Genomic DNA, 1,324 nt, shown 5'->3' with positions numbered 1-1,324 from the left:
CCCCACTCCCTACTCCCCATTCTCCCCTGAAGACGTATAGCGAAAGGTAGAAATCAGTAAACAAATAATTCCCACATTAATAAAAACATCTGCCAGATTAAATACAGGAAAGCGAATTACTCTAAAATCAATAAAATCAACTACATAACCTGTAGCAAATCGGTCAATACCATTACCCATTGCACCACCTAATATAAACCCATAACCTAGCTGTTCAAAACGTTTTAAACTTGGTGACAAGATAGCTAATGCAATTAAACCGAGACTGACTAATAGGGACAACCAACGCAACCAAATTCCTCCCTGAAACAGACTAAAGGCAGCTCCTGTATTAGTCACGTAGGTGAAGTGAAATATACCTGGTAACAAAGGAAAAGTTTCCGTTAGTGTAAAATTCTGTACGATTAAATATTTGGTAAACCGATCTAAAATCACACTGATAATAGCAGCAAGCCAGAAGAAGCGATTTTTTATAGGCATGGTTATTTGTTGTTGGTTATTTGTTGTTAGTTGTTGGTTATTTGTTGTTAGTTGTTGGTTATTTGTTATTTGAGGAACAACGAACAACTGTAACAGGCGAGACGCATTTTATACAACAAGGGGTTAAACAAGGGGCTTAAGCCCCTTGCCAACGAACAACAAACAACAACTAATAAAACATTATTTGTCGCAGCCCAAAGGCGACAACGGTCACAGCACAGACTACCACGAGTTGACCTGGCAAGGGATAAAGAGAATATTTCAGGATTGCCTGAATCAAAGACAAACTGCCAATACTTGCCCAGTTGAAAATCAGATGGAAAACGAGCAAATAAGCCAGACCATATATATGGACAGTTAAAAGTCCACAGATGCAGCTAAATCCTAGGGATTCCAAACGTGGGGGCATCCGAAAAGACAGAAAACCACAAACCCACGCACCTGCAATAAAACCCAGAAGGTAACCGAAGCTGGGTTCCTTTAAATAGCCTAAACCACCGCCTTGGTCAAATACTGGGAGATTTAAGCCAATGACAATATATGCAATCTGAGAAAGGGCACCTGCATTTTTGCCGCCTAAACAACCTGCTAGTAGTACAGCCCCGATTTGACAGGTTACCCCCAGTGATACCGTTTGGATGCCGTGACTATACCAATCCCAAGGGGGGTTAGTTACAAAGGCTTCCAGGAAAGTTCCGCCGATTGTCAGCAGTAAACCAATTAATGCCCATATCAGTTCATTCGGAGCAGACACGTCTGTGGCTAATATCTCAAATTTCCCATTCTATACCTGATGCGTGCTATCTTTTGCGATCGGGAATGGGGAGTGGGGAGTGGGGAGTAG

The 1,324-nt window shown here is 41.8% G+C and carries 2 protein-coding genes; both read right to left on the bottom strand.

Annotated elements, in window-relative coordinates:
• Window positions 1–9: 9 nt before the first annotated feature.
• A complete protein-coding gene (gene lspA / locus NJ959_RS29625) occupies window positions 10–480 on the bottom strand; it encodes a signal peptidase II (protein WP_254015345.1) in 471 nt (156 codons plus the stop codon).
• Between the two features lie 169 nt (window positions 481–649).
• Window positions 650–1,234 carry a biotin transporter BioY gene (locus NJ959_RS29620; RefSeq protein ID WP_254015344.1) on the bottom strand — a complete coding sequence of 195 codons (585 nt, stop codon included), beginning with the start codon at window positions 1,232–1,234 and terminating at the stop codon, window positions 650–652.
• Between the last annotated feature and the right edge of the window lie 90 nt (window positions 1,235–1,324).

It is taken from the genome of Limnofasciculus baicalensis BBK-W-15 (assembly GCF_024178385.1).
Classification (GTDB): domain Bacteria; phylum Cyanobacteriota; class Cyanobacteriia; order Cyanobacteriales; family Coleofasciculaceae; genus Limnofasciculus; species Limnofasciculus baicalensis.
The sequence above is the reverse complement of the archived record's forward strand: the minus strand, read 5'-3'. Positions and strand labels throughout refer to the sequence as shown.